The sequence below is a fragment of the Cupriavidus sp. P-10 genome, from assembly GCF_003402535.2.
Taxonomy (GTDB): Bacteria; Pseudomonadota; Gammaproteobacteria; order Burkholderiales; family Burkholderiaceae; genus Cupriavidus.
Map to the genome: position 1 here is coordinate 1,987,485 of NZ_AP025170.1, position 23,951 is coordinate 2,011,435.

Consider the following 23,951-nt stretch of genomic DNA (forward strand, 5'->3'; position numbering starts at 1 on the left):
AAGAAGGGCCGCAGGCCGCCTGCCTGCGAACCCCGCGTCGCGGGCAGGCGGCCACCATCGGCTTACTGCTTTACTGCTTTGGTTGAGGGAGTTGTGGCGGAGTGAGGCTCAGCGGTGCTGCCACCGCCTGCCCTCTCCCCCGCCCCTCTCCCCGGAGGGACCGGATGGAGAGGGGAGAAAACCCTCGCGGCTCAAGACATCACCCGCTGTTTGCTCCCCTCTCCCGCACGCGGGAGAGGGGCCGGGGGAGAGGGCCGGAGCATCCACGAAGTCCGCCCCTCTCACACTCCATCACTGCTTGATATCGATCTCATCAAAGTTAAACGACCCATCCGGCATCACATACGCACCGGTCAGCCGCTTGCTGCGCGCGAACAGCACCTTCTCCGTCACCAGGAAGGCCCACGGCGCATCCTTCCAGATGCGTTCCTGCGCGTCCTTGTACAGGCGCGCCTTCTCGCTGCGGTCCGTGGTGCGCAGCGCGCCCGCGATGTCCGCATCGACCTGGTCGTTCTTGTAGTACGCGGTGTTCAGCAGCTTGGGCGGCATCGATTCCGAAGCCAGCAGCGGCCGCAGCGCCCAGTCCGATTCACCGGTCGACGACGACCAGCCCACGTAATAGATACGCACGCCGGCGTCTTCCGGCTTCTGCACGCTTTCGACCTTCTCCACGCGCTGGCCGGCTTCCAGCGCCTGCACCTGCGCCTTGATGCCGACCTGCTGCAGCTGCTGCTGCACGAACTGGATCACCTTCTGCGCGGTGGTGTGGTTGTAAGCCGACCACAGCGTGGTCTCGAAGCCGTTCGGGTAGCCGGCTTCCTTGAGCAGCGCGCGCGCCTTGGCCGGGTCATACGGCCACGGGCCCAGCTTCTCCGCAAAGTCAACGCCCGGCGGCACCACGCCCTCGGCCGGCACCGCGTAGCCAGCAAAGGCCACCTTGGCGAGCGCGTCCTTGTTGATCGCGTAGTTGATGGCCTGGCGCACCTTGGGGTCGTTGAACGGCTTGACCGTGGTGTTCAGGCTCAGGTAGCGCTGGATGATCGACGGCGACGAGATCAGCTCGACCTTGGGGCTGTTCTTCAGCACCGCGGCCTGCTCGAACGGGATGCTGAAGGCAAAGTCCGCCTCGCCGGTCTGCATGATGGCCGCGCGCGTGTTGTTGTCGACCACCGGCTTCCAGGTGATGGTGTCGATCTTCGGGTAGCCGGTCTTCCAGTAGCCGGCGAACTTCTTGCCCTTCAGGTGATCGGGCTGCTTCCACTCGACGAACTCGAACGGGCCGGTGCCGACCGGGTGGAAGGCAATCTCCTTGCCGTACTTCTGCAGTGCGGCCGGCGAGATCATCACTGCAGACGGATGCGCCAGCACGTTGATGAACGGCGAGAACGGCTCCTTCAGCGTGACCTTGACGGTATTGGCATCGACCACGTCGGTCTTGGCGACGCGGTTGAACAGCGTATAGCGCTTGAGCTTGTTGGCCGGGTTGGTGACGCGGTCCAGGTTGGCCTTGACGGCGGCGGCATCGAAGGTGGTGCCGTCGTGGAACTTGATGCCCTTCTTCAGCTTGATGGTGTAGACCAGCCCATCCTTGCTGACGTCATAGCTGTCGGCCAGCACGTTGACCAGCTTCATGTCCTTGTCCATGCCGAACAGGCCCTGGTAGAACGACTTGCTGGCCGCCTGCGACAGCGTGTCGTTCGCATCGTACGGGTCCAGCGTGGTGAAGGTGGAATACACCGCCATCACGGCATCCTTGGCCGCAAAGGCCGGGGCAGCGGCCAGCATGCCGAGCGCGCCGGCGGTAAAGGCGCCGGCCATCCATCGGGGCGAAACCATACGTGCAGACATCGTCGAATCTCCTTGGTAACTGCGGAATTTCCTGGACTTCAATAGGCGCCGCCGACGGCATGCCGGGCGACATAGTGGCCAAGCGCGCCGCTGCCGGCGACCTGCACCAGCGGCTGCACCACCGGCTCGTCGCCGACCGCGCGGATCGGGCTGGGAATCTCATCGTTCAGCGGCTCGCGCCGCAGGTGACGCCGCGCCGGATCGGCGATCGGCACCGCCGACATCAGCTTGCGCGTGTACGGGTGCTGCGGGTTCTCGAAGATCGCGCGGCGCGGGCCGATCTCGACGATCTGGCCCAGGTACATCACCGCCACGCGGTGGCTGACGCGCTCCACTACCGCCATGTCGTGCGAGATAAACAGGAAGGCGATGCCCAGCTCGCGCTGCAGGTCCAGCATCAGGTTGACGATCTGCGCCTGGATCGACACGTCGAGCGCGGAGACCGATTCGTCCGCCACCACCACCTTGGGGTTCAGCGCCAGCGCGCGTGCAATGCAGATGCGCTGGCGCTGGCCGCCGGAGAACTCGTGCGGGTAGCGTGCCGCGTGCGACGGGTCCAGCCCCACCTTGTCGAGCAGCCACGCCACGCGCTGCTCGGCTTCCTTGCCGCTGGCCGCCTTGTGCACCAGCAGCGGCTCCATGATCGAATAACCCACCGGCACGCGCGGATCGAGCGAGGCGAACGGGTCCTGGAAGATGAACTGGATATTGCGGCGCAGGGTCTGCAGCGCCGGGCCTTCCATCTTGCTGATGTTCTGGCCGTTGAACTCGATGGTGCCGCTCTGGCTTTCCACCAGCCGCAGCAGCGAGCGGCCCGTGGTGGACTTGCCGCAGCCGGACTCGCCCACCAGTGCCAGCGTTTCGCCGGGATAGAGATCGAAGCTGACCTGCTCGACCGCATGCACGCGGCGCGTGACGCGGCCGAACAGGCCGCCGGGCACGTCGAAGCGCGTGACCAGGTCCTGCACGCGCAGGATCGGCGCGACGCCGGGCCTGACCGTGTCCTGCGGCGCGGCCTGCTCCGCACGGGCGCTGTCCACGCGCAGCAGCGGGAACTTGGCCGGCAGGTCGGTGCCGCTCATCGCGCCCAGGCGCGGCACGGCCGACAGCAGTGCGCGCGTGTAGGGGTGCGCCGGCGCGCGGAACACATCGTCGGAACTGCCCTCTTCCACCTTCTCGCCGCGGTACATCACCAGCACGCGGTCGGCCACCTCCGCCACCACGCCCATGTCGTGGGTGATGAAGACCACGCCCATATGCATTTCCGCCTGCAGGCCGCGGATCAGCTGCAGAATCTCTGCCTGGATGGTGACATCCAGGGCGGTGGTCGGCTCGTCGGCGATCAGCAGTGCCGGCTTGCATGACAGCGCCATCGCGATCATCACGCGCTGGCGCATGCCGCCGGAGAGCTGGTGCGGGTAGCGCTCCAGCACGCGGCGCGCCTCGGGGATGCGCACCAGCTCAAGCATGCGCAGTGCCTCGGCACGCGCCGCGGCGCGGCTCTTGCCCTGGTGCAGCCGGATCGATTCGGCGATCTGCTCACCCACCGGGAACACCGGGTTGAGCGAGGTCATCGGCTCCTGGAAGATCATCGCCACGTCGGCGCCGCGCACGCCGCGCAGCGTCGCGTTATCGGCGCGCGCCAGGTCGATGACCTCGCCGCCGCGCCGGCGCAGCAGCATGCTGCCGCTGGCGATCTTGCCGCCGCCATGCTCGACCAGCCGCATCAGCGCCAGCGACGTGACCGACTTGCCCGAGCCCGACTCGCCCACCACCGCCAGCGTCTCGCCGCGGTCGACATGGAACGACAGGTTGCGCACGGCCTCGACGGTACGTTCGGAGGTGGCAAAGCGCACGCTCAGGCCGTTGACCGAGACGACGCGCTCGGGCGGCAGGACAATGCCGGAGGCGGAAGCGTGCGATTGCGCAGGGGTAGTGGCCACTGGAACTCCTTGTTTGCTGCGAGTGCTGAGACTTGCCGGTGCGGCGTGGGTCAGCCGTAGATGGAGACGTCGACCGCCTCGCCCACGCGGGCAAAGCCGCGGTACATGCCTTCGGTGTTGAACGGCAGCGTGACGTTGCCAGCACGGTCAACCGCGATCAGTCCGCCGCGGCCTTCGATGGCAACGAGTTTTTCCATCACCACGCGCCGTGCCGATTCTTCCAGCGACAAGCCGGCATAGCGCATCTGCGCCGAGACATCGTGCGCGGCCACGGTGCGGATGAACATCTCGCCGGTGCCGGTGGCGGACACCGCCACCACCTCGTCGGCATAGCAGCCCGCGCCGATGACCGGGGTATCGCCCACGCGTCCCACTTTCTTGTTGGTCACGCCGCCAGTGGAGGTCGCCGCAGCGAGGTTGCCGCGGCTGTCGCACGCCACCGCGCCGACGGTGCCGAACTTGCTGTCCGGATCGATCGGGTCGGCCGGCTCGGCTGGGTTCTTGCGTGCCGCCAGTGCGGCTGCGTCATGGTCGAGCAGCGCCATGCCGGCGGTACCGCGGGCGCGCTGCCATTGTTCATGGCGTGCCTGCGTGAAGTAGTAATCCTGTTCCACCAGCTCCAGCCCGTGTGCGGCGGCGAAGGCCTCCGCACCGGCACCGGCAAACAGCACGTGCTCGCTGTGGTCGAGCACCGCGCGCGCGGCCAGCACCGGATTGCGCAGGCGCGTGACACAGGCGACCGCGCCGGCGTCGCGGGTGGCACCGTCCATCACGGCCGCGTCGAGTTCATAGGTGCCGGCGTGGGTCAGCACGGCGCCCTTGCCCGCGTTGAACAGCGGGCATTCCTCCAGCAGGCGCACGGCCTCGGTCACGGCGTCGAGCGCGCTGCCGCCATCGGCCAGGATGCGCTGGCCGGCTTGCAGCACGTGTTCCAGCGCCTCGGTGTATTCGCGTTCGCGCGCGGGATCCATCGCCTCGCGTGTGATGGTGCCGGCGCCGCCGTGGATGGCAATGACTGCTTGTTGCATGGAATGGCTCAGGACTTCTTGAGGTTGGACACGCGGCGGCGCGTGGTGCCGGCCGCCTGGTCTTCGGTAGGCTGCGGCGCGGCTGGCCCGGCACGGCCGGCGCGTTCTGCGCCCGGCGTGCCATACAGCCACGGCAGCAGGAATTCGGTCATTTCGGCGGCGGCCTTGACCGGCCGCTCGGCGCGGTGCGCGACTGCGCCGCACAGCGCTTCGATCAGCGCCAGCACCGTCGCATCGGAGTTGGCCGAGAGCCGGTTGGCGGCCTGCGCGTACAGCGCGATATCGGCCAGCGGCGCCAGCGGCGAGGTCGGCCCGTCGGTCAGTGCCAGCACCCGGCCGCCGTGCGCCTTGACGCGCTGCGCCAGCTCGATGGTGTCGGTCACGTAGCGCGGGAAGGCGATCACGATCAGCAGGTCGCTCGGCTGCAGCTTGAACAGCTGGCGCGCCGCATGCGAGGCGCCGCCGGCGCCGGCCACCGAGGTCACCATGCGGCAATGCATCTCCAGCCCGTGCTGCAGCAGGCCGGCCAGGAAGCCGCTGGCGCCGAAGCCCGCCACGTAGACCCGCTGCGCGCCCAGGATCGCCGAGACCGCGCGCTCGCACGCCTGCGCGTCGATGCCGCGCCGCGTGGCTTCGGCATTGGCGGCCGCATCCTCAAGCGAGGCGGCGAACACCTCGGCCACGGTGGCGGGCCGCTCCAGCTCGCTGCGCAGCCGCTCGACCGGCGCCAGCGTGGCCTCGAAGCCGCGCACCAGCTCGGTACGGAACTGCGGGTAGCCGTCAAATCCCAGCGCCCGCGCAAAACGGTTGGCGGTTGCTACCGACACATCCACCGCCGCGGCGAACTCGTCGATGCGCATCGTGGCCGCGCGGAACAGGTTGGCCAGCACGTATTCCGCCATGCGGCGGTGCGCCGGCGTCAGCGTGGGCAGGCTGCGCGCAATACGGTCGGAAATCGAATGGCCTTGGGTCATGGGGGTCGGTATGGCGTTCGCACGGGCGACGCTGCCAGTTACATCGTGAAAAATTCGTGAAAATGAATTTACACTCAACCAACCCACAAGAAAATAGAGTTTTGTCCGATCAAGGGTAATCCCTAGCAGCTGCCGCCATGCGGCGCACCGGGGCGGTGCGCAATGTCGCGGCATTTCTGGCGTTTCGCCATTCGCGGGCATGCCCCGCACCGGAAACGCTACAATGCCGGCCAGCGCCGCCAACCCGCCTTGGCCGGCTTTTCCGCGTAGTTGCCCGTTCCCGTTCAGAAGTTTCCCCGCCCGTGATCCGAATCGACCAGCTTGTCCTCCAGCGCGGCACCAAGGTGCTGTTCGACCACACCACCGTGACGCTCAACCCGGGCGAGCGCGTGGGCCTTGTCGGCGCCAATGGCAGCGGCAAGTCGACGCTGTTCGCGCTGCTGCGGGGCGAGCTGCATCCGGACGGCGGCGATCTCAGCGTCCCGGCGCAATGGCGTATTGCGCACGTAGCGCAGGAAACGCCGGCGGTCAGCCGCAGCGCGGTGGAGTACGTGATCGACGGCGACACCCGCCTGCGCGAGATCGAAGCGGCCATCGCCGCCGCACAGGCCAGCGGCGACGGCACCGCCGAGGGCGCAGCCCACGCCGCCTATGCCGATGCCGACGGCTACACCGCCCCCGCCCGCGCCGAGGCGCTGCTGCTGGGGCTGGGCTTCACGCTGCCCCAGGTGTCGCAGCCGGTGTCGTCGTTCTCCGGCGGCTGGCGCATGCGCCTGAACCTGGCGCAGGCGCTGATGTGCCCGTCTGACCTGCTGCTGCTCGATGAACCGACCAACCACCTGGACCTGGACGCCATCGTCTGGCTGGAAGACTGGCTGGCGCGCTACCCGGGCACGCTGGTGATGATTTCGCACGACCGCGAATTCCTCGACGCGATCTGCAATGTCACCGTGCATATCGAGAACCAGCAGTTGCGCCGCTATGGCGGCAACTACACGCTGTTCGAGACCCTGCGGCTGCAGCAGATGGCGCAGCAGCAGTCCGCCTATGTGCGCCAGCAGAAGGAGATCGCGCACCTGGAGTCGTTCATCACGCGCTTCAAGGCCAAGGCGACCAAGGCGCGCCAGGCGCAGAGCCGGGTCAAGGCGCTGGAGAAGATGGAGCGGCTGGCGCCGGTGCATGTCGCCGCCGGCTTTGCCTTTGAATTCCGCGAGCCCGACGCCGCGCCCAATCCGATGATGGTGCTCGACGGCGTCGACTGCGGCTACGCCGAGGCCGAGCCCCCGGTCACCATCCTGCACAACCTGGCGCTGTCGATCCAGAACGGCCAGCGCATCGGCCTGCTGGGTGCCAACGGCCAGGGCAAGTCGACGCTGGTCAAGACGCTGGCCGGCACGCAGGATCCGATGACCGGCAAGCTGCGCCTGGGCAAGGGCCTGCAGATCGGCTACTTCGCGCAGCACCAGCTGGAGACGCTGCGCGACCATGACTCGCCGCTGCAGCACCTCGCGCGCCTGGCCCCGGATGTGCGCGAGCAGGAACTGCGCGACTTCCTCGGCAGCTTCAATTTCCGCGGCGACATGGCCACGTCACCGATCGAGCCTTTCTCCGGCGGCGAAAAGGCGCGGCTGGCGCTGTCGCTGATCGTCTGGCAGAAGCCCAACCTGCTGCTGCTCGACGAACCAACCAACCACCTGGACCTCGACACCCGCGAGGCGCTGACCATGGCGCTGGCGCAGTTCGAAGGCACGCTGATCCTGGTCTCGCACGACCGCCACCTGCTGCGCGCCACCGCCGACCAGTTCATGCTGGTCGCCGACGGCACCATCAAGCCTTTCGACGGGGACCTTGACGACTACCGCGACTGGCTGCTGCAGCAGGCCGCCGCCAAGCGCAACGCCGCCACGGCCGCGCACCTGGCGGAAAGCGGTGGCGACGCCGCCACGGTCAACCGCAAGGACCAGCGCCGCGCCGAGGCCGACGAGCGCCAGCGCTTGTCGGCATTGCGCAAGCCGCTGACGAAGGAACTGGAGAAGGTGGAGAAGCGGATGGCGGTGCTGCAAACCGCCAAGGAGGAGGTCGACCGCTTTATGGCCGATGAGAGCAGCTATGCCGAAGCCAACAAGGCGAAGCTGATGGAGATGCTCAAGCGCCAGGGCGAGGTCAATGGCGAGCTGGAGACGCTGGAAGAGAAGTGGCTGGAACTGCAGGAGCAGATCGAGCAGATTGCGTGAGGGCTGTCTGTTCAATGAAAAACCGGCGCACACAGCGCCGGTTTTTCATTTCAACTCCGCCATCCTTCAACGGAAATTCTTCTCCCGCCGGATCAACCCCACCGCCAGCGTCAGCGTCAGGATAAACAGCCAGATCAGCGACCACGCCGGCACCGACAGGCCCAGCACCGGCGGCAGCGGCGCCGCGCACAGGCCATCGGCATAGAACACCTGCGGCAGCACCTTGGCAGTCGGCAGCGCGTTGACCCAGTTCTCCAGCGGATCGATGCCGCAGGTTGCCTTCGGGTTCAGCAACAGCGAAACATGGTAAACGGCCACTGCAATGCCGGCGATGCCGGACAGCATGCCCAGCCCTTGCCACAGCGAACGCGTGTTCTGCGCCACCACGGCGAGCAGCGAGAAGATGCCGATGCCGATAAACGCAAAGCGCTGCATCACGCAAAGCGGACAGGGCTGGTAGCCCATTTCAAACTGCAGGTAGAGCGCAACGCCGACCAGGCCGAAGGAAACCAGGGCGATCAGCAAAAAATAGGCGCGGGAATTGGCTTGCATAGCGGTGATAGAGGGTGATCCGGTAAACAGTGCAGTGCCGTCAAGTGGCTTCAGTACGGGGAGCGGCATTGCTGCGCATTATTACCGATTTTTCCGCGCCCGCCTTGGGCGCCACATCGGCTGCGCATCCCCTGCCCTGTGGCGGATTGACGCAGGGCACTATGCCGCGCTCGCCTGCCACGTGGCGCGGGGCAATCGATACAGGCAATGGGGACGCAGCGGATGCCCCGGCGGCAGCGCCGGATGCTCGAACCCCAGCGCATCCTCGCGCATGCCCAGCCGTTCCATCATCGCGCGCGAGCGGCGGTTTTCCAGCGTGGTGAAGGAAACGATCTCGTCCAGGCCAAGCGTTCCGAAGCCATATTCCAGCGCCGCGCGCGCCGCTTCGGTGGCAAGACCGCTGCCCCACGCATCGCGTGCCAGGCGCCAGGCGATTTCGACACATGGCGAGAACGGCAGCGCGGCGGCCGGTTCGTGCAAGCCGACAAAGCCGATGAAGGCGCGGTCCAGCTTGCGCTCGACGGCCCACGGCCCCCATCCACGCCCGGCGATCAGCGCCCGGCAGCGGTCAGCCATCGCATCGCTTTCGGCGCGCGTCAGCGGCGCGGGGAAAAAACGCATCACCTCCGCATCGGCATTCAGCACGGAGAATGGCGAGTAGTCGGCATCGCACCACTGTCGCAGGCGCAGCCGCGGGGTTTCCATTTCCATGGCGATCGCGCCCGCATCCATGCATTACTCCAGGTGGCGCACGCGGTCGATGGCCTGCTCGATGCGCTCCACCGCGATCACTTCCAGGCCGTCGATCTTCTGCTTGGGCGCATTCGCCTTGGGGATCACGGCCAGCGTGAAGCCCAGCTTGGCGGCTTCCTTCAGGCGCTCCTGGCCTCGCGGACTGGGACGGATTTCGCCCGCCAGGCCGACTTCGCCAAAGACCACCAGGCCGCGCGGCAGCGGCTTGTTGCGCATCGACGAATGGATCGACAGCAGCACCGCCAGGTCGGCGGCCGGCTCGGTGATCTTGACCCCGCCCACCGCATTCAGGAACACATCCTGGTCAAAGCAGGCAATGCCCGCATGCCGGTGCAGCACCGCCAGCAGCAGCGCCAGCCGGTTCTGCTCAAGGCCCACCGCCAGCCGGCGCGGGTTGGGCACGTGCGCGGTATCGACCAGTGCCTGGATCTCCACCAGCAGCGGGCGCGAGCCCTCCTGAGTCACCAGCACGCAGGAGCCCGGCACGGTCTCTTCATGGTGCGACAGGAACAGCGCCGACGGGTTGCTGATGCCACGCAGCCCGCGCTCGGTCATGGCGAACACACCCAGTTCGTTGACCGCGCCAAAACGGTTCTTGAAAGCGCGGATCAGCCGGTGCGAGGAATGCGTATCGCCCTCGAAATACAGCACCGTGTCGACGATATGCTCCAGCACGCGCGGCCCGGCCAGGCTGCCTTCCTTGGTCACGTGGCCGACCAGGATGATGGTGATGCCGCTGCTCTTGGCGATGCGCGTCAGCTGCGCCGCGCATTCGCGCACCTGCGCGACCGAGCCCGGTGCCGAGGTCAGCGCCTCGGAGTACAGCGTCTGGATCGAGTCGATCACCGCCACTTCCGGCTTCTCGGCTTCGAGCGTGGCCTGGATCTTCTCGAGCTGGATTTCGGCCAGCAGCCCCAGCGCCGGGCTCTCCACGCCGAGCCGCTGCGCACGCAAGGCGATCTGCGCGCCCGATTCTTCGCCGCTGACATAGAGCACGCGGCGCTGTCCGGCCAGGTTGGCCAGCGCCTGCAGCAGCAGCGTGGACTTGCCGATGCCTGGATCGCCGCCGATCAGCACCACGCCGCCCGCCACGAGCCCGCCGCCCAGCACGCGGTCAAATTCGTCGATGCCGCTGGAAAAGCGCGGCACGTCGGCGGCGTCGATCTCCGACAGCTTGCGCACCATGGCCGACGCAGCCAGCGGCTGGAAGCGCTTGGAAGCGGCCGTCTCGGCCACCGTTTCCACCAGCGTGTTCCATTGCTGGCAATGCGGGCACTGGCCGGCCCAGCGCGGCGTGGTACCGCCGCATTCGGTACAGGTGTAGACGGTCTTGGTCTTGGCCAACGGAAAATCCTTGCGGGAAAGAACGAGCCGGGCGCACAAGTGGCCCGGCCCTCACAATAGCCGGCGGCAGCCGCTGCCGGCAGGTCTCGCTTTCAACCCTTTCAACCTTTCACACTACGGCCGGCGCGGCGCTGTCGGATGCCGTGATGGTCGCCACCGTGGTCGGCACGCGCGGCGCCAGCGCGCACATCAGCTCATAGCCGACCGTGCCGCTGGCCTGTGCCACCTCGTCGATCGGCAGGCCCTGGCCCCACAACGTCACCGGGCTGCCGACCCGTGCCTTCGGGCACGGCGTCAGGTCCACGCACAGCATGTCCATCGACACGCGGCCGATCAGCTCGGTACGCACGCCGTCGACCAGCACCGGCGCGCGCTGCTCGCCCCAGCCTGACGCATGGCGCGGGTAGCCATCGGCATAGCCGCAGGCGACCACGCCGATGCGCATCGGGCGGTCCGCCGTAAACAGCGAGCCGTAGCCGACCGTATCGCCCGGCTGCAGGTCCTGCACCGAGATCAGTTCGCTGTGCAGCGACATGGCCGGCTGCAGGCCCGTGCCGGCGATATCGGCCTCGCGGCCGGTCGGCGAGGCGCCGTACAGGATGATGCCCGGACGCACCCAGGCCCGGTGCGCCTGCGGATGCCACAGCACCGCGGCCGAGTTCGACAGGCTCGCCTCGCCCGGCAGGTTGGCCGTGGCGGCATCGAAGGCCTCGATCTGGTGGGCGATGCCTCGGGGACTATCCGCATCGGAAAAATGCGTCATATGGACGATACTGCCCACGCAGGGCATGGCGCGGGCGCGCTCCCAGGCGGCGCGGTACTGGGCCGGATGGAAGCCGAGCCGGTTCATGCCGGTGTTCAGCTTGAGCTGGATCGCCAACGGTCCCCTGGGGCGCGCGCTTTCCAGCATGCGCAACTGTTCGTCGCAGTGGATCGCGGTGGTCAGCCGGTATTGTTCGATCAGGGCAATGTCCTGCGGCTGGAAGAAGCCCTCCAGCAGCAGGATCGGCCCCTGCCAGCCCAGGTCGCGCAGCAGCACGGCTTCGTTCAGGTCCAGCAGGCCGAAACCGTCGGCGCCGCGCAGCGCGGCAAAGACGCGGCGGATGCCGTGGCCGTAGGCGTTGGCCTTGACGACCGCCCAGATGCGCGAGCTCGGCGCGCTGCGGCGGATGACGCCCAGGTTATTGGCCAGGGCGGGTTGGTGGATCACAGCGTTGATGGGTCTTGGCATGGAGTCACATCTCGTAAAGCGGGCAACGCGGGGCGTGCGGTAGCGCGGTGGCGCATCAGGCGCATCGGTCGCATCACCGGCGAGGACTGGAGGGACGGCTCTGTCTCTGTCTCAGTTTCAATGGCGCAAACGTCACCTGTCGGTAGGCGATGACACGTAGAAGTATGCGGAGTGCTTCATATAGCGGGCATGTCGCGCTAAGGTGACCGGCCATGGGTACTGCGTTCGCCTGGTCATGCGGATGTCGCCCGGCGGCGATAGTGTCGTGCCGTTGCACCAGATCAGGGAAGACCCGGTCCTCTGACCGGGATCGCAGCCGTTATTTGAACACATCCGGATGCCGCTGCCGGGGGTCTTCAGGGAATCGGCGCGGCAATTTGCAGTCAAAAAGGCACCTTGCCGGGGTTCGGGAATGTCATGTTTTCGTGATATAAAGCCGGACGCTCCGGCCATGTTCTAAAAGCGAAGCATTATGTCAATGACTGTCAGGCAAGCCGCACGACGCCGTAGTGCAGTGCACCCGAGACATTTCGACACGGCCGCGGCGCAAGGTTCCCTGCAAACCATAGCCTCCCCAGCCGGTGCCACCCTGACCGGCGTGACGGAAGTCCGCGATGGAGACAAAGTCGAAAGCATGAAGAAGGGTTTTTACACCATCATGGCCGCGCAGTTTTTTTCGTCGCTGGCCGACAATGCGTTACTGATCGCCGCCATCGCCCTTCTCACCGAATTGCATTCCCCGCAGTGGATGACCCCGCTGCTCAAGCTGTTCTTCGTTCTTTCTTACGTCATCCTCGCCGCCTTCGTCGGCGCCTTTGCCGACTCGATGCCCAAGGGGCGGGTGATGCTCATCACCAATGCCATCAAGGTGGTCGGCTGCGCGATCATGATGTTCGGGCTCCACCCGCTGCTGGCCTATGGCGTGGTGGGCTTCGGCGCGGCCGCCTACTCGCCGGCCAAGTACGGCATCCTGACCGAGCTGCTGCCGCCTGAGAAGCTGGTGTTGGCCAACGGCTGGATCGAAGGGTTGACGGTGGGCTCGATCATCCTTGGCACGGTGGTGGGGGGCGCACTCATTTCGGTGCACGTGTCGGAAATCCTGATGCGGCTCGACCTGCCCTACATCAATACCGGCATCGACACGCCGGCCGAGGCCGCGATGGTCGTGATCATGCTGTTCTACGTGATCGCGTCGGTGTTCAACCTGTTCATTCCGGATACCGGCGCCCGCTACCCGCAGCAGGAAAAGAACCCGATCAAGCTGATCGCCGAGTTCGGTGACTGCTTCCTGGCGCTGTGGCGCGACAAGCTGGGCCAGATCTCGCTGGCGGTGACGACCCTGTTCTGGGGTGTGGGCGCGACGCTGCAGTTCATCGTGCTGAAGTGGGCGGAGAAGTCCCTGGGCCTGAACCTGTCGCAAGGCGCGCTGCTGCAGGCGGTGGTAGCCGTCGGCGTGGCCGTGGGCGCGATCGGCGCCGCCGCGCGCATTCCGCTGCGCAAGTCGCTGTCGGTGCTGCCCTTCGGCGTGGCGATGGGCGCGACCGTGATGATCATGGCCTTCTACACCAAGGACGCCATGCCCCAGGTGACGCTGCACATCCTGGGCCTGCACATGCCGCTGTACATGGCCATCGCCTATGTGTTCCTGATGCTGGTGGGCGCAATGTCGGGCTACTTCGTGGTGCCGATGAACGCGCTGCTGCAGCACCGCGGGCACGTGCTGCTGTCGGCCGGCCACTCGATCGCGGTGCAGAACTTCAACGAGAACGTATCGGTGCTGCTGATGCTGTGCCTGTACGCGCTGCTGATCAAGCTGAACGTGCCGATCGGCGTGGTCATCATCGCGCTGGGCCTGTTTATCTGCGTGACCATGATGCTGGTGATCAAGCTGCACAAGTACAACGTGAGCACCTTCAACTCTCTGGCGATGATCGGCGAGGACAAGCACCACTGAGGTCCCCTGGCCGGCGCGACCCGTTCAGGGCCCGTCGGCCAGCGCTTGCGGACCCTGCCGCGGCGGCTCCGCCGCCCGCGCCATGGCCCGTGCCTCCCATCCCTGCGGCACCACGAACCCGCGCGAGCATTCGCGCCACCAGCCGTGGCCGGCCGGTTCCAGCTCGCATAGCATGACCGGCGCTTCGCGGCGCCAGCCGTGGTCGTGGCGCGGGTCGGCAAAGCGCTGCGCCAGCGCGGCATACAGCGCATCGACCTCCTCTATGCCGCTGTCAGGCACCAGCGCCCCCGACAACCATCCCGAACGCGGCAGCCGGCACCAGCGCAGGCCCGGCCGTGCCGCCGCGCGCGCCCGCCAGCCGTCCAGCGGCGACCACCAGCCGCGCAAGTGGTCCGGCGCGATGCCCAGCGCGTCAAGTCCCGCCGGCACTTGCCCGTCCCGGTAGAACAGCCAGCCAAGCAGGTAAACCTCGCTGCGGTCGACGACATGGCCGAGCAGCGCACGCGCTTCCGGCGTGCGTCCCAGCGGCAGCTGGCGCCCGACCACGTGGCCGAGCTTGTCGCCCAGCCGGTCGACCATGTTTGGCCCGACAAAATCGTGCAGGGTCGGCGCCGGCACCGCGCCGGCCATCAGATAGAACTTGGCGGCCATCTCCCAGTGCACCACTTCGCCGGAAGCCTGCTCGCGCCAGACGAAGTCCAGTTCGCCCAGCGTGCGGATGCCGTGCGCGCCGGCGCGCCGCACCGGCACATTGGCCGCCAGCAGCGACAGTCCCTGCATATGGCGCAGCGCAAAATGCAGCAGCCGCTCGGCATGGCGCCCGAGCCGCAGGCTGCGGCTGGCGGGGTCCTGCACATGCTGCATGGCGGCAGCCGGGCCGGGAGCGGGATTGGGAGCGGGATTGGGAACGGGATCGGAAGGAAAGGCGGCATGGCCGCCGGCCAGCTCGTCGATGGTGGCTGGCAGCGCCGCCGGGTCGGCGGTTTCCAGCCAGTGCTGCCAGGCCGCCAGCGTACCGGCGGGCCAGCGCGCGGGCGCGGCGCCCGTTACCGCGGACAGCAGCGGCGGCGACAGCGTGGTCCAGGCAAGGTCGCGCGTGCGCGGCGACAAGGCGCGGCGCCACAGCGGCGGCTCCGACGGCAGGTTGCCGTCGCCGCCGCGATGCAGCGAAAGGTCAGGCCCCAGCTCCCGCACGGTCATGTACCTCGCGGGCCAGGCACAGGTCTTCCCATGCGCGCGCCTTGTCGGTCAGCGTGCGCAGCAGGTAGGCCGGGTGGTAGGTCACCACCACCGGGATGCCTTCATAGGTATGCACGGTGCCGCGCAGCTTGCCGATCGGCGTGGTGGTGCGCAGCAGCGACTGGGCGGCGAAGCGGCCCAGCACCACGATGACCCGGGGGCGCACCAGCGCGATCTGGCGGCGCAGGAACGGCTCGCACTGCGCCACCTCGGCCGGCTCGGGATTGCGGTTGCCCGGCGGGCGGCACTTGAGCACGTTGGCGATAAAGACGTTGCGCCCACGCGCCAGGCCGAGCGCGCCCAGCATGTTGTCGAGCAGCTTGCCGGCCTGGCCGACAAAGGGCTCGCCCTGCAGGTCTTCGTTCTCGCCCGGGGCCTCGCCGACCAGCATCCATTCCGCTTGCCGGTCGCCAACGCCGAAGACGGTATTGGTGCGGGTCTGGCACAGTCCGCAAGCCGTGCAGCCGGCTACCGCGGCATCCAGCGCGGGCCATGCCATGGCGCCGATGGCAGCCTCGCGCCCGGCCCGCGCCGGGTCGGGGTCCGGGCCGGCCGGCACCAGCGAAGGTTCGGCTGGCGCCCGCGAGACAGGCGTCACCACAGGGGCGACAGGCACCGCCGGGATGGCGGTTTCGATAGCCGGCGCGGCTTCCAAGACTGGCGCAGCGGCCTGCGCGGCCACCGTGACGGGCTCGACAATGACCTCGGCAAGGGGCTCAGTAACGAGCCCAGTAACGGGCTCAGTAACGGGCTCATTAACCGCTACGGCCTCTGACACCACCTCGGCCTGCGGTGCGCCCTCGCGCGCCCGCGGCAGCCATTCGGCCGTGATGCCCAGCGCCTCCAGGAATCGTGCGCGGCGGCTCATGCGCGGCCCTCCCCGCTTTCCCTGCCATCCCTGCCTTCCCCGGCGACCTCGTCATGCCAGCTCCGGCGCAGCACCAGCGCGTCTTCGCGGGTCCGGCCCACCGCCGGGTAATAGCCCTTGCGGCGGCCGATCTCGGCAAACCCGGCGGCCTCGTACAGCTCGATCGCACCGGTATTGGACGGACGCACCTCCAGCAGCATGGTGTGGATGCGGTGCGCGTGCGAGGTCGCCAGCACGACCGACAGCATCAGCCGCCCCAGCCCCTGGCGCTGGCGCAGCGGCTCGACGGTGATATTGAGCAGGTGCATCTCGTCGACCACCGGCATCAGCACGGCATAGGCCACCAGCGTGCCGGCGGGATCGCGCAGCGTCAGGCCAAGATGCCCGGCCTTGACCGAGTTCTCGAAATTGCCGCGCGTCCACGGATGGCTGTAGGCGCGCGCCTCGATGCCGGCTACCGCCTCCAGGTCGAGCGCGCTCATCCGGCCGAGTGTGAAACCCTGGGGCAGAGGCGGCATGGCGGGCACGGCCGGCCAGTCGGCACGCTCTTCCAGAGGATAGGCGGCGCTCACGATGCGCTCCCGGCCGTGGCCGCGGCGCGCGCGGCGGCGGTAGCTTCGCGTTCGGCGATGGTTTGTGCCACCTTGTCGCGGAGGTAAATCGGCATGGCGCGGTCGGCGTCGATGGCATCGCCTCGCGCCAGCGCGCGCAGTGCGATGGCTACCATCGGCTGCGCATGGGGCATCGCTTCCGGCAGCACGCGTTGCGCGCGCGCCAGGCCCGCAAGGCGTTCGCCGAAGACCGTGGCGGCATTGCCCGCCAGCCAGAATTCGCCGTCCGGCAACTGCACGGTTTCCGGCGCGCTTACCAGCATCGGCGTGCGCTCCGCCCACTCCTGCGCGGCGGCATCCCAGCCGAAGGCGCCGGCATAGGCTTCGTCCATGCGTGCGTCGAGCGCGACCAGCACCGCGGTGCCAGCGGGCAGCGGCGGCTCGGCGGCGCGCACGCGTTCGGCACAGGCCATCAGGGTATTGACCGGCACCACCGGCAGGCCGGCACCGAAGGCCAGCCCTTGCGCCACGCCACAGGCGGTACGCAGACCGGTAAACGAGCCGGGACCGGCGCCGAAGGCGATCGCGGCGCAATCGGCCAGTGCGATGCCGGCCTCGGCCAGCAGCTCGCCGGCGGCGGGCAGCACGCGTGCAGAGGAGCGCGCACCGGTGTGCTCATGGCGCACCAGGCACTCGATGCCGGCGCCGGCCACGGCACGTCCGAGCGCGACCGAGCACCACTCAGTAGAGGTTTCAACAGCAAGAATCCAGGACATGGCGCGATTGTAGCCGCTGGCGCCCGGAACCGAGGGCTTCTTCGGTTTTATGCGACCGGTCCGGCGCGCTGGCGCGGCTATCATCGGGCTGCACTTTTACCTTGATCCAGCTTATCCCCACGGAGGAACCCATGAGCGACCTGCAGGCACGCTTCGACCAGGCCCAGATCGACGTCAAGCAACTGAGCGAGCGTCCCAGCAACATGACCCTGCTGCGCCTGTACGCGCTGTTCAAGCAAGGCAGCGAAGGCGATGCCCATGGCGACAAGCCGAGCATGACCGACTTTGTCGGCCGCTACAAGTTCGAAGCCTGGGAAGCGCTGCGCGGCACGGCGCGCGAGCAGGCGATGGAACAGTATGTCGCCCTGGTAGAAGAACTGCGCAGCGGCGCGACCAGCTAAGCCCCCCGCCCGCCACGCAAGCCGGCGGCCTCAGCCCGCCGGCAGCGGCCTGGGCCGGATCCGCCAGGCCGCGAACATGGCACTGGCGATCACCACCCCGACCGCCAGGAAGGTTTCATCGAAGGCGCGGATGCGCGCCGCCTGCAGCGCGGCGTCGCCCGCCTGGCCCAGCACCGCGCCGTGCTGGGCCAGGCGCCACTGCAGCCCCACGCCGGCCAGGCTCACGCCGATCGCGCCACCCAGCTGCCGGATAAAGTTGATGCAGCTCGATCCCTGCGCGATCAGCGAGAAATCCACGCCCCGCATCGATCCCAGCGTCAGCGACGGCAAAATGCAGCCGAGCCCGATCCGCCCCAGCACGGCCAGCGCGACCAGCATCAGGTAAGGCGTAGAGCGCGAGCCCAGCGCCATCAGCAGGAACGACAGCGCCAGCAGCGCCAGCCCGAACGATACCTGGACATGCGGCGCGATCCGATGCGTGAAGCGGCCCGCCACCGCGATGGTCAGCGCCAGCATCACGCCCGCCGGCAACAGCACCAGGCCAGCGCGCGAGGGCGTGTACTCCAGCGCCATTTGCATGTAGACCGGCAGCAGGTAGGTCGAGCCGAACAGTCCCGCGCCGTAGATAAACGCCACCACCGCACCCGCGGAAAACTGCCGGTAGCTGTACAGCCGCATGTTCATCAGCGGATGCGGCGCGCGCAACTGCCACAGCACGAACGCGGCCAGCATCAGCACGCCAAAGCCCGCCAGCGCCATGCCCGCGGCAACGCTGTTGCGCATCTCGACCACGCCGTTGAGCAGGCTGACGGTGGCCACGCCGGCCAGCGCCAGGCCGCGCCAGTCCAGCGGCTCGCGCTCGCCCATCATGATCGAGTCCACCGCCATGAAGCGCCGCGCCATGAACGCGCCGAGCAGCGTCAGCGGCACTACCACGAAGAAGATCGAGCGCCAGCCGAACGCCTCGACCAGGAAACCGCCCAGGCTGGGCCCCAGCGCCGGCGCCAGCACCACGCCGAAGCCGAACATGCTGATGGCCTTGCCCTGCTCGCGCTCCTCGAACACGCGCAGGATCAGGATATTGGGCAGCGGTTGCATGATGCCGGCGGCGGCGCCTTCGGCCACACGCATGGCGATCATCACGCCATAGGTCGGCGAGAACCCGCCGAACAATCCGCCGGCACCCAGCAGCAGCAGCGACCCCAGGAAGGTGCGGCGCAGCCCGTAGCGGTTGAGCAGCCACGGCGTCAGCAGCATCGACAGCGTCATCGCGATCATGAAGCTGGCTGCGACCCATTGCGCCCGCTCCTGCCCCAGCACGAAATGCCGGCTCAGGTCGGGGATGGCAACGTTGATGATGGTGGACGAGACGATCGACGAGACCGTGCCCAGCATCAGCGTCATCAGCACCAGCCAGCGCAGGCGGTCGCCGTAGCGGGCACGCAGCGCTGCCCGGGTCAGTGCGTCCGGCTGCTTGCCGGGACCCTTCGGCGTGCCGGGGCCCTCGCTCACCCGAGCCGTCCGGTGTCGGCGATCTCGCGGATCTTGCGGACGGTGTCGAGGTCGGCCTCGTGGTACGCGGACTTGACGATCTCGGCGTAGCGGTCGTCGCCGCTTGCGTCGACGGCCGGCATGGTGGTGTCGTAGATGAAGCGCAGCAGCAGCGCGCCCGGACCGGGGGTTTCGATCACCATGGTCAACGTGCCGCCAGCGTGCTCGGCCGTGGCGGCGGTTTCATAGCGTACCTGGCGGCGCGGCTCGAACACCACGCGGTCATGGATGGACGCCTGGCCAAAATGCAGCACGCGGTCGATCCAGTTGTCGCCCCGCGCCACCACTTCGGCGCTGTCCAGACCCAGCACGAACAGTTCGGGCGACTCGGTGCGCAACACCAGGCCTTGCCAAAGCTGGTCAGGTGTCAGCGGATCCAGTTGAGGGTTGCCTGGATCGTTGATTTCCACCAAGTGCTCGAAGCGCAACTTCTTTCTCCCTGTCTTCAATAAGTCGATATTATGAAGTCTCCGCGTGTTCGGGAGACGTTTTTGTCTGCGCAGTGCAACATTACTGTGACAGCCCTTCCCGCTGGATATCGACCGCCCGTCAACTTCCCTGGAGTCCGCGCATGCCCGCCGCGACGCTGGCCGACACCGATCCGCTGCAAGTCCTTGTCTATGCCGATTCACTGTCCTGGGGGATCGTCCCCGGCACGCGCCAGCGGCTGCCGTTCCCGGTGCGCTGGCCGGGCCGCCTGGAACTGGCACTGAATGCCGACGGCGGCACGCCGGTGCGCATCATCGAAGACTGCCTGAACGGCCGCCGCACGGTCTGGGATGATCCCTTCAAGCCCGGGCGCAACGGGCTGCAGGGGCTGGCGCAGCGTATCGAGATCCACTCCCCGCTGGCGCTGGTGGTCTTGATGCTCGGCAACAACGATTTCCAGTCGATGCATCCGCACAATGCCTGGCACGCCGCCCAGGGCATCGGCACCCTGGTGCAGGCAATCCGCACCGCGCCGATCGAACCGGGCATGCCGGTGCCGCCGGTGCTGGTAGTAGTGCCGCCGCCGATCCGCACGCCGCGGGGGCCGCTGGCGCCCAAGTTCGCCGGTGGCGAGCACAAATGGACCGGCCTGCCGCAAGCGGTTGCCGAGGTCTGTGCACAACTGGACTGCCCGATGTTCGATGCTGGCTCGCTCATCCAGAGCAGCGCCGTCGACGGCGTGCACCTCGACGCGGAGGCGCATCTGGCGCTTGGCGACGCGTTGGTCGCGGTCGTGCGCGAACTGCTGCCGCGCTGACCAATACGCCTGTCGGCATCCCAGCTGCGGCCGGCCGAAACATCACTCCTGACAGCAGTTGTCAGGAGGGCCGGCGCACAATGCGGCCGCTCTCACACGGAACGCCGCAAGGAGGCTGTCATGGAGTTGCTGATCAATATCGATGTCGACGACCTCGCGCGTGGCATCGCCTTTTACGAGCAAGGCCTGGGATTGAAGCTGCAACGCCGCTTGTTCGACGGCACCGTCGCAGAAATGCTGGGCGGCAATACCCCGATCTATTTGCTCGCCAAACCCGCCGGCACCCGCCCCACCAGCCGTTCCGATACCCGTCGCGATTACCGCCGGCACTGGACGCCGGTGCATCTCGACTTTGTCGTGGCCGACCTCGAAGCCGCAATTGAACGGGCGCTGGAAGCGGGCGCCGAGATCGAGGATTGGCCGCAGGATTTCGACTGGGGCAGGCAGGCCACCCTGTCGGATCCGTTTGGGCATGGGCTTTGTTTTATTGAGTGGAGGGGGGAGGGGTATGGAGCTGTAACCGGCTGAGGCCAACCTGCTGGGTTTCGGAAAAGTCGCCTGTCCGAGACCAAGCCCCGATGTCACATTCCCCTTCAGGCTTGCGCGGCCTATCCTTGACCCCGGCGACGTTATAACATTGTGCTACTTATCGCCGCAGCGATAGTGACAAGGACAGGCAATGAAAGCGACGATCCGAAAAATGGGCAACTCACAGGGGGTCCTGATCCCCAAGGCAATCCTGGCGCAACTGGGCCTGGAGGATGAAGTGGAAATGGATATCGTGAACGACACGCTGGTGATTCGGCGGCCGAGAAATACGCCACGCGAAGGCTGGGCCGAAGCGAGCCGCGCCATTGCCGAAGCCGGTGACGATGTGCTGGTTCTGGGCGAATTTCCCAACGCGGACGATGCGGAGCTGAAATGGTAGTGCGGGGTGAGGTCTGGCTTGTAGCCCTTGACCCAGCCGTAGGCAGCGAAATCAGGAAGGCGCGCCCGTGCGTCGTCGTCTCGCCGCCGGAGATGCATGACTACCTGCGAACAGTCACCGTTGCTCCCATGACTTCCGGTAGCCGGCCCGCACCCTTCCGGGTCGGCGTGACGTTCCAGCGCAGGCACGGGCTGATTCTCCTCGACCAGATTCGTGCCGTCGACAAATCTCGACTGATAAAGCGGGCTGGGGAACTCAATGAGAACACCCTGCGCGAAACCCTTCGCGTCTTGCGCGAGTGCTTCGCCGACCAGAACTGAAGCGGCAATTTATGCCGTCGAATCAGCCTACCCCGACTTCATAAGCATATGAAAAAGAAATAGACGCCAGATCTGTTCCCGCCGTTCCATTTACACGCAATTGCGCTAATCTGTGGCCTCGCTGGCGCAGGCGATCCCTGCCAAGGCGCAACTGTCTCACTCGCCACACAATCAAAAAACTACAGAACTCCTATGCGCAGCACGTCCCTTATCAAGCGCCTGGCGGTTGCCGTCTCCGCAATCGGCTTTATCGCCGCCGGCAGCGCCTCGGCCCAGGAACAGACCATCCGCGTCGGCACCGTCAGCGGCCCGGACGCCGAAGTCTGGCAAGTCGTCCAGAAGGTTGCCAAGCGCAACGGCCTGAACGTCAAGGTCGTGGAATTCAACGACTACGTGCAGCCTAATGCCGCACTGGACGCCGGCGACCTGGATGCCAACAGCTTCCAGCACCAGCCCTACCTGGACAGCCAGGTCAAGCAGCGTGGCTACAAGATGCAAAGCGTCGGCTACACCTATATCTCTCCGCTGGGCATCTACTCGAAGAACCTGAAGTCGCCCAAGGACCTGCCGCAAGGCGCCAAGGTGGCCGTGCCCAACGACCCGTCCAATGAGAACCGTGCGCTGTTGCTGCTGCAGTCGCAGGGCGTGATCAAGCTCAAGGCCGGCGCCGGCACCAATGGCAACAACGCCACGCCGCTGGACGTGGCCGAGAACCCCAGGAAGCTGAAGATCGTGGAACTGGACGCCGCCCAGCTGGCGCGCGCCCTGCCCGATGTCGGCGCCGCGGTGATCAACACCAACTACGCGCTGGCCGCCGGCCTGCAGCCGACCAAGGATGCGATCGCGCTGGAAGACATCCACAGCCCGTACGCCAATATCATCGTGGTGCGCACGCAGGACAAGGACAAGCCGTGGGTCAAGAAGCTGGTCGCTGCCTACCAGTCGGAAGACGTGCGCCAGTTCATGAAGGCCCAGTTCAAGGGCGCGATGGTGCCGTCGTTCTGATCGGACCCATCCAGCCACTGCAAAGTCGCGCTTGCAAATTCCGTCGCCTTCGGTAGAATGCGGCGCTCACCTTGCCCAGGTGGCGGAATTGGTAGACGCACTAGGTTCAGGTCCTAGCGGTGGCAACACTGTGGAGGTTCGAGTCCTCTCCTGGGCACCAAGGTTTTAAAGCGAGAAGCCCGCACGAAAGTGCGGGCTTTTTGTTTTTCCGAACCGTCCAGTCAATCCACCGGGGATCAGGGCTTCGCGACTTGCCCGAGCACTGGCGGCGCCGGGGGCGGCAACGGCGTGGCGACCGGCTCCAATCCGGTTGTCCGTACGATCGTGGCCGCTGCGGGTGAAGCCAGGAACCGCACAAACCGCGCGACCGCCGCGGTCTGCCGACCGGCGGCCGTTCCGGCGGAGAAGAACACCGCCTGCTGCAGTTCGGCGGGCAACGCCCCGACAAAATCCAGTTCCTTGAACGGCAGCAACTCGCTGATCTGCTGGAACCCGATTTCCGCATCGCCGCGCGCCACCACCGTGCCGACGCGCTCGCTGTAGATCTTGCGGGCTTTGTCCTTGACCTGGTCCGCCACGCCAAGCCGGTGGAACAACTCGGTGGAGAGATAGGTGCCACTGGCACTGGCGGAGTACGCAATCGACTTCGCGTCGAGCAAGGTCCGCTTCAGTGCCTCGGGCGTGCTGATATCCGGCTTCGGCGTGCCCTTGCGGACCGACATGCCGATCAGCGACCGGGCCAGGTCCACCCTGCTCCCGTTCGCCACCTTCCCTTCGGCGATCAGCTTGTCAAGGCCGGAGTCCGCAAGGATCACCACATCGAACGTCTCGCCGCGGGCAAGCCGGCTGGGAATGGAATCCGGGGCGTTGCCCATCGAAGCGCCATAGGCGGTGATGACCCGGTCCTGCGTAGCGGCCTCATACAGCGGCACCAGTTGCTGGTACGCAGCGGTGAAGCCGCCTGAGGTAATCACGCGGATATCGTCGGCCCAGGCCGGGCCGGCCAGCCATACCAGCAGAACGAAAGCGGCCTTCCTGGCGGCCATTGCGGTCAGGTACATGTGGTCTCCATGATCATGTTGCCGGCGTACGGTGCCGCCAGTCAGTCTTCTTTCATGTTGGCAGCGCGCGCGATCGGGCCGAGGCGCGCTTTCTCGTCTGCCAGGAAACCTGGTGTGTCCGCCCAGGTTTGTGCGCGCCGAACC

The 23,951-nt window shown here is 67.0% G+C and carries 23 protein-coding genes and 1 tRNA gene; 9 read left to right on the forward strand and 15 right to left on the reverse strand.

Annotated features, from left to right (window positions below):
* Positions 1–291: 291 nt before the first annotated feature.
* The 4 genes from gsiB to CTP10_RS09145 are packed head-to-tail and all read right to left on the reverse strand — an operon-like array spanning position 292 to position 5,793.
* Complete coding sequence (gsiB, locus tag CTP10_RS09130; RefSeq protein WP_442875124.1) at positions 292–1,836, reverse strand: glutathione ABC transporter substrate-binding protein GsiB; 1,545 nt, start codon at positions 1,834–1,836, stop codon at positions 292–294.
* Positions 1,837–1,886: 50 nt separating this feature from the next.
* On the reverse strand, positions 1,887–3,791 hold the full coding sequence (locus CTP10_RS09135; RefSeq protein WP_116320598.1) for a dipeptide ABC transporter ATP-binding protein: 1,905 nt from the start codon (positions 3,789–3,791) through the stop codon (positions 1,887–1,889).
* A gap of 50 nt (positions 3,792–3,841) precedes the next feature.
* Positions 3,842–4,819: an isoaspartyl peptidase/L-asparaginase family protein gene (locus CTP10_RS09140; protein WP_116320597.1), complete on the reverse strand. Its 978-nt coding sequence runs from the start codon at positions 4,817–4,819 to the stop codon at positions 3,842–3,844.
* Positions 4,820–4,827: 8 nt separating this feature from the next.
* Positions 4,828–5,793, reverse strand: coding sequence for a MurR/RpiR family transcriptional regulator (locus tag CTP10_RS09145; RefSeq protein ID WP_116320596.1), 966 nt, complete (start codon positions 5,791–5,793; stop codon positions 4,828–4,830).
* A 302-nt stretch (positions 5,794–6,095) separates the two neighbouring features.
* Here CTP10_RS09145 and CTP10_RS09150 point away from each other — a divergent pair, with 302 nt between their 5' ends.
* The gene (locus tag CTP10_RS09150) at positions 6,096–8,027 is read left to right on the forward strand and encodes an ATP-binding cassette domain-containing protein (protein ID WP_116320595.1); all 1,932 of its coding nucleotides are present in this window, start codon (positions 6,096–6,098) and stop codon (positions 8,025–8,027) included.
* A gap of 66 nt (positions 8,028–8,093) precedes the next feature.
* Here CTP10_RS09150 and CTP10_RS09155 read toward each other — a convergent pair whose 3' ends face one another.
* From CTP10_RS09155 to alr, 4 genes are all read right to left on the reverse strand, one after another.
* The gene (locus CTP10_RS09155; protein ID WP_116320594.1) at positions 8,094–8,579 is read right to left on the reverse strand and encodes a disulfide bond formation protein B; all 486 of its coding nucleotides are present in this window, start codon (positions 8,577–8,579) and stop codon (positions 8,094–8,096) included.
* Between the two features lie 159 nt (positions 8,580–8,738).
* A complete protein-coding gene (locus tag CTP10_RS09160; RefSeq protein WP_116320593.1) occupies positions 8,739–9,311 on the reverse strand; it encodes a GNAT family N-acetyltransferase in 573 nt (190 codons plus the stop codon).
* Between the two features lie 3 nt (positions 9,312–9,314).
* Positions 9,315–10,676: a DNA repair protein RadA gene (gene radA / locus CTP10_RS09165; RefSeq protein WP_116320592.1), complete on the reverse strand. Its 1,362-nt coding sequence runs from the start codon at positions 10,674–10,676 to the stop codon at positions 9,315–9,317.
* Between the two features lie 109 nt (positions 10,677–10,785).
* Complete coding sequence (gene alr / locus CTP10_RS09170) at positions 10,786–11,907, reverse strand: alanine racemase (protein WP_116320591.1); 1,122 nt, start codon at positions 11,905–11,907, stop codon at positions 10,786–10,788.
* 634 nt (positions 11,908–12,541) lie between these two features.
* Here alr and lplT point away from each other — a divergent pair.
* Positions 12,542–13,861, forward strand: coding sequence for a lysophospholipid transporter LplT (gene lplT, locus CTP10_RS09175; RefSeq protein WP_116320590.1), 1,320 nt, complete (start codon positions 12,542–12,544; stop codon positions 13,859–13,861).
* Positions 13,862–13,885: 24 nt separating this feature from the next.
* Here the strand turns inward: lplT and CTP10_RS09180 are convergent, their stop codons facing one another.
* Genes CTP10_RS09180 through tsaB form a run of 4 tightly spaced genes read right to left on the reverse strand, consistent with a single transcriptional unit; the run spans position 13,886 to position 17,295 of the window.
* On the reverse strand, positions 13,886–15,061 hold the full coding sequence (locus CTP10_RS09180; protein ID WP_116320589.1) for a DUF1853 family protein: 1,176 nt from the start codon (positions 15,059–15,061) through the stop codon (positions 13,886–13,888).
* The gene (locus CTP10_RS09185) at positions 15,036–15,968 is read right to left on the reverse strand and encodes a uracil-DNA glycosylase (RefSeq protein ID WP_116320588.1); all 933 of its coding nucleotides are present in this window, start codon (positions 15,966–15,968) and stop codon (positions 15,036–15,038) included. The genes CTP10_RS09180 and CTP10_RS09185 overlap by 26 nt, the downstream gene beginning before the upstream one ends.
* Positions 15,965–16,540: a ribosomal protein S18-alanine N-acetyltransferase gene (gene rimI / locus CTP10_RS09190; RefSeq protein ID WP_116320587.1), complete on the reverse strand. Its 576-nt coding sequence runs from the start codon at positions 16,538–16,540 to the stop codon at positions 15,965–15,967. The genes CTP10_RS09185 and rimI overlap by 4 nt, the downstream gene beginning before the upstream one ends.
* Positions 16,537–17,295, reverse strand: a complete 759-nt coding sequence (tsaB, locus tag CTP10_RS09195) for a tRNA (adenosine(37)-N6)-threonylcarbamoyltransferase complex dimerization subunit type 1 TsaB (RefSeq protein ID WP_199414618.1) — start codon at positions 17,293–17,295, stop codon at positions 16,537–16,539. The genes rimI and tsaB overlap by 4 nt, the downstream gene beginning before the upstream one ends.
* Positions 17,296–17,426: 131 nt before the next feature.
* Between tsaB and CTP10_RS09200 the strand changes: the two genes are divergently transcribed.
* On the forward strand, positions 17,427–17,696 hold the full coding sequence (locus tag CTP10_RS09200; RefSeq protein WP_116320585.1) for an acyl-CoA-binding protein: 270 nt from the start codon (positions 17,427–17,429) through the stop codon (positions 17,694–17,696).
* A gap of 30 nt (positions 17,697–17,726) precedes the next feature.
* Here the strand turns inward: CTP10_RS09200 and CTP10_RS09205 are convergent, their stop codons facing one another.
* Positions 17,727–19,208 carry a DHA2 family efflux MFS transporter permease subunit gene (locus CTP10_RS09205; RefSeq protein WP_116320584.1) on the reverse strand — a complete coding sequence of 494 codons (1,482 nt, stop codon included), beginning with the start codon at positions 19,206–19,208 and terminating at the stop codon, positions 17,727–17,729.
* Positions 19,205–19,675 (reverse strand): SRPBCC family protein, encoded by a 471-nt coding sequence (locus CTP10_RS09210; protein ID WP_116320583.1) that lies wholly within the window; start codon positions 19,673–19,675, stop codon positions 19,205–19,207. The genes CTP10_RS09205 and CTP10_RS09210 overlap by 4 nt, the downstream gene beginning before the upstream one ends.
* A 143-nt stretch (positions 19,676–19,818) precedes the next feature.
* Here CTP10_RS09210 and CTP10_RS09215 point away from each other — a divergent pair, with 143 nt between their 5' ends.
* The 6 genes from CTP10_RS09215 to CTP10_RS09240 all read left to right on the forward strand — a co-directional run bounded on the left by CTP10_RS09215 (position 19,819) and on the right by CTP10_RS09240 (position 22,906).
* Complete coding sequence (locus CTP10_RS09215) at positions 19,819–20,493, forward strand: SGNH/GDSL hydrolase family protein (protein WP_116320582.1); 675 nt, start codon at positions 19,819–19,821, stop codon at positions 20,491–20,493.
* A gap of 120 nt (positions 20,494–20,613) precedes the next feature.
* A complete protein-coding gene (locus tag CTP10_RS09220) occupies positions 20,614–21,021 on the forward strand; it encodes a VOC family protein (RefSeq protein ID WP_116320581.1) in 408 nt (135 codons plus the stop codon).
* 151 nt (positions 21,022–21,172) lie between these two features.
* Positions 21,173–21,421 carry an AbrB/MazE/SpoVT family DNA-binding domain-containing protein gene (locus CTP10_RS09225; protein WP_116320580.1) on the forward strand — a complete coding sequence of 83 codons (249 nt, stop codon included), beginning with the start codon at positions 21,173–21,175 and terminating at the stop codon, positions 21,419–21,421.
* Positions 21,415–21,741, forward strand: a complete 327-nt coding sequence (locus tag CTP10_RS09230) for a type II toxin-antitoxin system PemK/MazF family toxin (RefSeq protein WP_116320579.1) — start codon at positions 21,415–21,417, stop codon at positions 21,739–21,741. The genes CTP10_RS09225 and CTP10_RS09230 overlap by 7 nt, the downstream gene beginning before the upstream one ends.
* Positions 21,742–21,933: 192 nt before the next feature.
* Entirely contained in the window at positions 21,934–22,746 is an 813-nt protein-coding gene (locus CTP10_RS09235; protein ID WP_116320578.1) for a MetQ/NlpA family ABC transporter substrate-binding protein, read from the forward strand.
* A gap of 73 nt (positions 22,747–22,819) precedes the next feature.
* Positions 22,820–22,906, forward strand: a tRNA-Leu gene (locus CTP10_RS09240).
* 76 nt (positions 22,907–22,982) lie between these two features.
* Here CTP10_RS09240 and CTP10_RS09245 read toward each other — a convergent pair.
* On the reverse strand, positions 22,983–23,792 hold the full coding sequence (locus CTP10_RS09245; RefSeq protein ID WP_233528192.1) for a substrate-binding domain-containing protein: 810 nt from the start codon (positions 23,790–23,792) through the stop codon (positions 22,983–22,985).
* Positions 23,793–23,951 lie beyond the last annotated feature (159 nt).